Source organism: Salipiger sp. HF18, from assembly GCF_011806505.1.
In the GTDB taxonomy this organism is placed as follows: domain Bacteria; phylum Pseudomonadota; class Alphaproteobacteria; order Rhodobacterales; family Rhodobacteraceae; genus Salipiger; species Salipiger thiooxidans.
Genome location: NZ_JAATOS010000182.1, coordinates 1 through 7619 on the forward strand (window position 1 = coordinate 1; position 7619 = coordinate 7619).

7 protein-coding genes and 2 pseudogenes are annotated in these 7619 nt (G+C 56.0%); 6 read left to right on the forward strand and 3 right to left on the reverse strand.

Annotated elements, in window-relative coordinates; all coding sequences use genetic code 11:
* A pseudogene (locus HC022_RS14955) lies at positions 1-807 on the reverse strand (phage tail protein); the annotation flags it as partial.
* A gap of 394 nt (positions 808-1201) precedes the next feature.
* Here HC022_RS14955 and HC022_RS14960 point away from each other — a divergent pair.
* The 3 genes from HC022_RS14960 to HC022_RS14970 all read left to right on the forward strand — a co-directional run bounded on the left by HC022_RS14960 (position 1202) and on the right by HC022_RS14970 (position 3753).
* Positions 1202-2266 (forward strand): DUF262 domain-containing protein, encoded by a 1065-nt coding sequence (locus HC022_RS14960; RefSeq protein ID WP_217704001.1) that lies wholly within the window; start codon positions 1202-1204, stop codon positions 2264-2266.
* Positions 2266-2790, forward strand: coding sequence for a HEPN domain-containing protein (locus tag HC022_RS14965; protein WP_167452981.1), 525 nt, complete (start codon positions 2266-2268; stop codon positions 2788-2790). The genes HC022_RS14960 and HC022_RS14965 overlap by 1 nt, the downstream gene beginning before the upstream one ends.
* 336 nt (positions 2791-3126) lie before the next feature.
* Positions 3127-3753 carry a LysE family translocator gene (locus HC022_RS14970; RefSeq protein ID WP_167452982.1) on the forward strand — a complete coding sequence of 209 codons (627 nt, stop codon included), beginning with the start codon at positions 3127-3129 and terminating at the stop codon, positions 3751-3753.
* A gap of 161 nt (positions 3754-3914) precedes the next feature.
* Here HC022_RS14970 and HC022_RS14975 read toward each other — a convergent pair whose 3' ends face one another.
* The gene (locus HC022_RS14975) at positions 3915-4511 is read right to left on the reverse strand and encodes a TetR/AcrR family transcriptional regulator (RefSeq protein WP_167452983.1); all 597 of its coding nucleotides are present in this window, start codon (positions 4509-4511) and stop codon (positions 3915-3917) included.
* A 78-nt stretch (positions 4512-4589) separates the two neighbouring features.
* Here HC022_RS14975 and HC022_RS14980 point away from each other — a divergent pair, with 78 nt between their 5' ends.
* The 3 genes and pseudogenes from HC022_RS14980 to HC022_RS14990 form a co-directional block, all read left to right on the forward strand.
* The gene (locus HC022_RS14980) at positions 4590-5183 is read left to right on the forward strand and encodes an NAD(P)H-dependent oxidoreductase (protein WP_167452984.1); all 594 of its coding nucleotides are present in this window, start codon (positions 4590-4592) and stop codon (positions 5181-5183) included.
* A 334-nt stretch (positions 5184-5517) separates the two neighbouring features.
* Positions 5518-5670, forward strand: a complete 153-nt coding sequence (locus HC022_RS14985) for a hypothetical protein (protein WP_167452985.1) — start codon at positions 5518-5520, stop codon at positions 5668-5670.
* 123 nt (positions 5671-5793) lie between these two features.
* Positions 5794-6231 (forward strand): annotated as a pseudogene (locus tag HC022_RS14990) (integrase core domain-containing protein); the annotation flags it as partial.
* Between the two features lie 583 nt (positions 6232-6814).
* Here HC022_RS14990 and HC022_RS14995 read toward each other — a convergent pair.
* Complete coding sequence (locus HC022_RS14995; protein ID WP_167452986.1) at positions 6815-6952, reverse strand: hypothetical protein; 138 nt, start codon at positions 6950-6952, stop codon at positions 6815-6817.
* Positions 6953-7619: the final 667 nt, after the last annotated feature.

The window sequence follows — 7619 nt, forward strand, 5'->3', positions numbered from 1 at the left end:
CAGCGCCAGCGGCTTGTCAAAGTTCAGCGGGTACTCCGGCCGCACCGACTGCACCGCCGCCAGCATGACCTGGTCGAAGTAGCGGTCGTTGGTGCGCTCGGCCGTCATGCGCGTGACCTCGACCTGCCAGCGCCCGCGCGAGGGCAGCTGCCACGAGAACTGCCGGAAGAACGGATCGTCGCGGTTCGCGACCAGCGCGAGCGTGGTGACCTCGTCCCAGTCGTCTTCGTCCGAGAGCCGCTGGCGGATCCGCACCTCGACCTTCAGGCTCTTCTGCTTGTCCATCTCGCGGTTCAGCCGGTAGAGCCCGGTCGGGAACCAGAAGATCAGCGTCGCGATCTGGGTGGCGCTGGCCGTGACCCGCACCACCGGCGTCTCGATCGCCTCGCCCGAGACGATCTCGCCGGCATCGTTGCGCGGCCGCGGCCGGACCAGCTCGACGCTCTCGCCGTCCTCGATCACCTGGCGGGGATAGAGTGTGACCGGGTCTTCTCCTGCCAGCCCCTCGCGGTGCTCGATCTCCACATTATTATAGTGCCCGATCGCGGTGTCGCCGATGCGGAGGTCGGAGATCTTCAGCCGGCCGTAGCCCCAGACGAAGAGCGCGACGATGTACTGCTCGTCGCCGATGATCTGCGTGTAGCTCCGCGCGGCGAAGGGCGGCGCGTAGCGGTGGCGCCCCAGGGCCCACGGCACCGGCGCGTCGGGGCGGAGCTGGTTGTTCCAGCCCGAGAACGTGTAGCGGTTGCGGCGGTCATGGCACAGCGAGCAGAACCGGCAGCCACGGCACCCGGCGCGGCATCCCAAGATAAGCGATCCTCGGATCCCGCCTACAAGTACATCGCCAAGTGATCCGCCCGCGAAAGACATCAGGCGCATAAGGACAGATATGCGAACCTTCACCTCAGGCTCACACCATCATTTTTTTGAGGGCGCTAAACCGATGGTGCCGGCGGGAAGCCGCCGTTCGCTGCGCTTTGGGAGAAAAGCATTGAGGTGGTTCGAAGCAGACGTTGGCCCCATGCGCCCGGGGCGTCGCCCTGTCGAAGACCCACCCGAGCTACATCCCCTTGACACCCGATGCTTCGAATACTTTCGAGAGTAGGCGTTCCAAGAGGGTCTTGTACTTGCCCTACGCAAAGCTCTAGCTTGGGCCTTGGGCCTCGGGGGGTCCTTGTGAAACGCATTTTTGAGGTGGATAGTGGCTGAAGAAGATGACGCACTTCTCGAAGTGGTTGAAGAAAATGATGATCAGCCATACGTTGAGTTTGACATTTCTGTCGCTCCATCAGACCCCTCTTTGGAGCTTCTGTCTTCACAGATACAGCGTGGCGATATTATTGTTCCATTCTATCAAAGAAAATTTGTCTGGAAGATTGAGCAATCATCAAGGCTGATTGAATCCTTCTTGATGGGTCTTCCTGTTCCGCAAGTGTTCCTCTACGAAAATGATGAAGGTGAGCTCGAGGTTATTGATGGTCAGCAACGGCTGATGTCTGTCAAGTACTTCATAGAGGGATATTTCGGTGAGCCGGACGACAAAGGAAACCGGAAAGTTTTCCGCCTCAAAGGGCTGTCCGAGCGATCTGAGTTCAACGGGAAGCGGTTTGATGATCTCCCTCCCAAGTACCAACGCAAGCTGAGAAATTCCACATTGAGGGCGATTAATATTCGCCAGCTAACACCAAGCGGTGGTGGTGATAGCGTCTTTCATATTTTCGAGAGGCTCAACACGGGCGGAACACAGCTTAAGCCACAAGAAATCAGAAACGCCGTGTATCGTGGTGAAATCGTTGATCGGCTATGGACCCTCAACGACAATGATGATTGGCAAAGTATCCTTGGCCTTAAGAAGCCAGATAAAAATCAAAAAGATGTTGAGTTAGTGTTGCGTCTTTTGTCCCTCTATCGCAAGTGGGGTGACTATGAAAAGCCAATGCTTACCCACCTGAATAGGTTCATGAAAGAAAACAGGGACTTTGATGGCAAGACTGATCTGGAGTTTTTTGAACGATTCCCAGTTGTTGCGGCGCTCGTAAATCAGAATATCCCCAAGCCATTCAGGCCAAAGGGTGTGATAAACTCTGCCGTTCTTGAAGCTGTAATGGTAACCTTACTTGAGGACCCTTCTATTGACGGAGAAAGGCTTAAATTGGGTTATGAAGCCCTCCTGAACGATGCAGCATTCCTTGAGCGGATAACAGGCGGAACGACCGACACCCTCATGGTTCAAAAAAGAATAGAGATAGCAAAGCAGACTATTTGATGCTGCCTAGTGAACTTCGAGAGCACTTTTCTAGGATCAACTCTCTGGTTGATGAGATGAATAGATTCGCTCCGGAGGGCTCGCGCGGATCGGCCGAGTTTCGCGCGGATCTAGCAGGAATGCTCGTTGTCACCATAGCTGCAATGTATGAAACTTGCGTCAAAGTAACTATGGTTTCATATGCCTCTAGGTATGGGCGAGAATTTGAAGGGTTTACAGACCGAAATTATAGTAAGTTGAGTAGCAGAATATCTCATCAAGACCTGCGCAGATATGCTGCCACTTTTGACGGCAGAGTTCGTGACAAGTTCGATGAGATACTGGATAGGCGTCGAAAAGTTACTGTTAAATTGTCTGGCCGCAATCCAATTAAACAGCTAGATCAGATCTTGAACTGGAGGCATGACTTCGCACACGCAGGGCTGAGACAAACTACGATCGGAGAAGCTATTGCAACACACCGCCTGGCAAGTGTCGTTATTTTGTCATTTTATAATGCCTTCGAAGACGATACCGGCGCTTGATTCGATGAGTTATAGATCAAGGTGCTGTTGGTCGCCGATTAAATCCGTAAGTGGCATCTGGTGTTAAACAGAGCGCAGGCCACTTTGCTGCTTGTTGCTAGGTGTTCAGCTCGGGATTTGCCGTGCTTTAAACGCAACATGAGATTGGGGCAGCTTTAGGGCTGAGATCGGCCCTTCGCTGGACCTGGCGCGAATGGCCGGAGTGGGCCGACAGCGACGCCGCCGCATGGGCGATCAGGCGCTTGGCCCGGCGGCGCAGCGTAGGTCGGGAAGGAGCCCTTTACGGAAGGTAGCTCTGGCGCTTAGCATTTCCAAAGCGTGAAAATGGAGATGGCGATGCCCGAAATGACTGTGCTCCTGACTTACCTCGCGGTGCTGGTCGGCTTCGTCTTCTTTCCGGGGCCGTCGATCCTACTGACGTTGGCACGTGCCTCAACCTCGGGAACTTGGGCGGGAGTAGCTACGAGCCTCGGCATCGGCTTAGGTGATGTGATCCACACTCTGCTGGCCGTATTAGGGGTTTCGGCCATTGTCATGGCGTCCGCGAGTGCTTTTCTAGCAGTAAAGTTGCTGGGCGCCGGATATCTGATCTACATTGGCCTCCGTAGCATCTTCGAGCGGGCCCCTCTTCATGGCCAGCCTGATTTGCAGCTCATAACCCCGCGCAAAGCATTTCGTCAGGCATGTCTTGCAGAGGTACTGAACCCGAAATCGGCCATGTTCTTCTTGGCGTTCCTGCCGCAGTTCGTTGCTCCTGACCAAGGAGACGTCGCCCTGCAACTCTTGGTGCTTGGCCTGCTGTTCGTAGTGGTGGGGACTGCCGCCACGCTCTTGGTGGCGGTCGCCGCAGGCGCTATCGGTGCAACCCTGCGCAGCAACCCCTCTATACAACGTTGGCAAGGAAAAGTGGTGGGCACCCTGTATTGCGCTCTAGGTATCCGACTTGCATTTCAACCGCGATGATCACTGTCTGCTCTGTCCGCCCTCCGGAACTTGGCGGCTCCGGGGCGTGCTGCAACCGCGATGTATGGCTGCTTTCGTGGTTCCGCACGCGGTGGAGGCTTGGGCGCTCGACGGCGGCTATGGATGCGCCGCTGCTGTCGAGCCGTGCGATGGATCCCGCCCTACATATCCCGATCAGGCATTTGCTCGGGACTCAGCCAAGCCTGCAGCTGGATCGCCAGTCGATCTCTGAGGGTCTTGTCGCCATGCTCTGTGCAAAGGCTCAGAGCCACCGAACTGACGGAGAAAGCCTGGATTCCTTCTGACTGAAGCTCAGCCGATATGTCCTGCCGAAACGGTCCACCCCTCAACTTCTGGACCAGGATGCGGTCGTACCGACAGATCGCCTTGGCGATGGCCCCGACCTTTTCGACGGCAAGCGCCCCTGACAGACGCAGAAAAATATCAAAGACATAACGCTCGCTCGAAAGAAAACTCAGAAGCGGCATGATGCTCTCCACCACGTGTGCGATAGAGCGAAAGCCGCCAACGGCGTCCAGATCGTCGAGCAGCGCGTCGACCCGCTCGCCGATCAGGATATCCATCAAAGCGTCCTTGTCGCTGAAATGTGCAAAGAACGTGCCTTTCGCCACGCCCCCGGCGGTGACGACCTGTTCGACCCGGAGATCCGCAAAGCCGGAGTCCGAGACAATCTCCCTCGCACAGCCGAGAAGCCGTTCCCGTGTCTTGACGCTTCTGAGCTGTTTTGCGCGGGCCATGGGGCCTCCTATCCAGATTATTGACCGCGGTCAATATAGAGGATAACAAATATGACCACGGTCAATTCAGGAGTTCCCATGGCCCCCAGACGCATCTTTGTCCTCAACGGACATCCCGGTGAAACCTCGCTTTCCAGACTCTTTTCCGAAGACTACGCGCAGGCCGCGATGCAGGCTGGTCACGAACTTCGGATCACCCATCTGCACGATCTGGACTTCGATCCCGATTTCGGCGGGGGCGGCTACCGTGCCGCCAAGCCTCTCGAGCCAGATCTGGAAGCGGTCATGGCCAATATGGACTGGGCCGAACATCTGGTTTTGCTGAGCCCCATGTGGTGGGGCGGTCTGCCCGCCAAGTTGAAGGGCCTATTCGACCGCGCCCTGCTGCCCGGCAGCGCCTTCGACACGCGCGCCAAGACCTGGCTGGGATCACCCCGGCCGCTTCTGGCCAGACGCACCGCGCGGCTGATCATGACCTCGGATACGCCGCACTGGTTCTTTCGGCTCGCCCACAAGGCCGCACTGGTGCGCCAGCTTCGAATGCAAATCTTTGGATTCGTCGGCATTTCGCCTCTGCACGTCACCCATTTTTCGGCAGTCAGCAATTCATCGCCCGAGACGAGAGCGAAGTGGTCCCGAAGGGTTGCCAGCCTTGGAGCGCGCGGAGCGTAGGTTCAAGACAAATGGCATAATGACCTTGGCGCGCCAAATCTTGCTGCAGGATCCCACCGATGTCTGGTTTGGCGAAGCTGCGACGCAGCGCGGCCAGCCAGACGAATGACCGCAACGGGCCGAACTTACCTGAGAGCGGGAACGTCGCCATGGGCGGTCGAGCGGTCGTTCGCTGCACTCAGCTCCGATGACCACAGTGCTCCCCGCGGGCGCATAAGGGTCCATATGCACGGTGATGCGTCAGCCTAGCCCTCGAGAAGCGCCCACTTGATTTTGCTACAATCTCGGGCAACCAATAGTGCACCAGAAAACCGAGCAAGCGACGGAGAACAACGTGCTTAACAACATCGGCCCGCCGGGCCTCCTGCTTATTGTACTCGTAGTCGGCTTGCCCATCTTTCTGATTAGTCGCTCTAGCAAACGCAAAGCTGCCGAGCGCAAACGTATGGCAGATGCGTTGGAGGAGATCGCGAAAGCGAAGAAGTAGGTCAAAGGTATCGGCGGCCGTGTATCGACCCACTGAAAACCTGCTCATGCTACAAAGGAGAACGTAGCCATGAGTAAGATGATGGACGACAGCATCAAACGGTGGACGGCGAAGCGGAAGACAGCGTGGGAGTTCCTGGAGCACCTGCTCAAAGTCGTTCCCTATCGCATTCACACCATCCTGACTGACAACGGCATCCAGTTCGCCGAGAAACCCCGCAACCGCAACACTGCATCATCTAGGCAGATGCGGTTCGACACGATCTGCGAGACAAATGAGATCGAGCATCGGCTTACCAAGCCAAACCATCCCTGGACCAATGGTCAGGTCGAGCGGATGAACCGCACAATCAAGGAGGCGACTGTCAAACGGTACCACTACGACAGCCACAACCAGCTGAGCACGCACCTCGCGGACTTCATGGCAGCATACAACTTCGCACGGACGCTCAAGACCCTCAGCGGGCTCACGCCCTACGAATACATCTGCAAAATCTGGACTTCAGAGCCGGATCGATTCATCGTCGATCCGATCCACCAAATGCCGGGACTGAACACCTAGGCACCTATTGAATCTTGTTCTTTTTGCAAGCCATTTCATTTGTACTTTTCATACATGGAAGGCAGATTCGAGAAACCTTCTCAAATTTCTTCATGGCTGCTATAGACTGCCCTGTCAATGATAACGCATAGGCTTCCCGCTCAAGCTCCTCGACCAATTTGCAATCTAGGTCAATATTAAATAATTTCTTGTTTGTTCGTATCATAGCTTGCTCCACTCACCTATGTATACTACCCTAGAGGCTAGTGAATATTGTTTGGTCGTTCATGCGCGTGGATGGATAACTTCGACACACAGAATGATGGAGAACCTATCCCTGAGGATAGTGTCTCCACTCTACGGCGTCCCAGTTAATAGTTTTGCGCGCTCAATTGGGATCGTCTCCTTCCTTGCCGCGAGGGCGGCACGGTGACGTTCTGGCAGCCCAAACCCCTGCAGATGAGCGATTGCTGATGCCGCTCGATAAGGAGCTGAGGCTGGTCGGCGGTGACCTGCTACCCTGAGAAGTCCGCGGTTTGAGGTTAGCCTGTTCTCCAAACGAGGAGACAGACGATGCGGAAAAGCCGTTTCAGCGAAGAGCCGATCATTCACTGCCCGGCAGTGCATTATTGCTGAGCCAGCCTTCGATTTCGGCCGGATCGTTCTGATGATCTGCGGCGCAGAGCTTGGTGATTGAGCGGCGAAGGGTGTTAGGCATGCTGAAAATCGAATTCGAATTCATGGGATCGGTCAATATAAGGTTAATGCCCTCTTGAAGACCCAGATGCGAAAAAGGGTCCCACTTAGCGTGAACACGGCATCGCGCCGAACACAAGCTAACACGCTGATTTAAAACCAAAGATGCCAAGTGGGACCTTGGCTGCGAAGTGGGCGTCGAAGGTCCCACTTCCTGACGCGGTTTCACCTGTGAAAACCCTCCGCTACATGCCGTTTCCGGGCTCTTAAACGCTAATTAACAAGGGCTTGAACGATGTCGCCCAGCACGCCCCGCAATGTCGCCCAAACCGCCCAGATCGCCTCATACAGCCCAGTTTGGCGTTCTACTGTAAAACTCGATCAACCTTGCGACGCCCCAGGCGCCACGCCCTCAGCGCCTTGATTTCATGGCCTTCCGGCGTCCTCCGGGAACCTCGGACCTCTTCCGGCATCCACTGTAAGAATGAGTGTCACCCAACACTTGTTGTAGCGTGACGCTCAAACTTGCAGTGATTTACGGCGAAGTTTACAGCAACGCGTTTTTTCGGGATCGGGGCATTTCGAGCCTCCTGAGCGGTCCTGAGCCAGTGACGGACATCATGTCCGTCACCTTCTCCCATCCGATCCCACCCCGCGTCCCACCTGGTCCCAACCGGGACCGCATGGCACCCCGCCGCCCTGCCCCGTTTAAA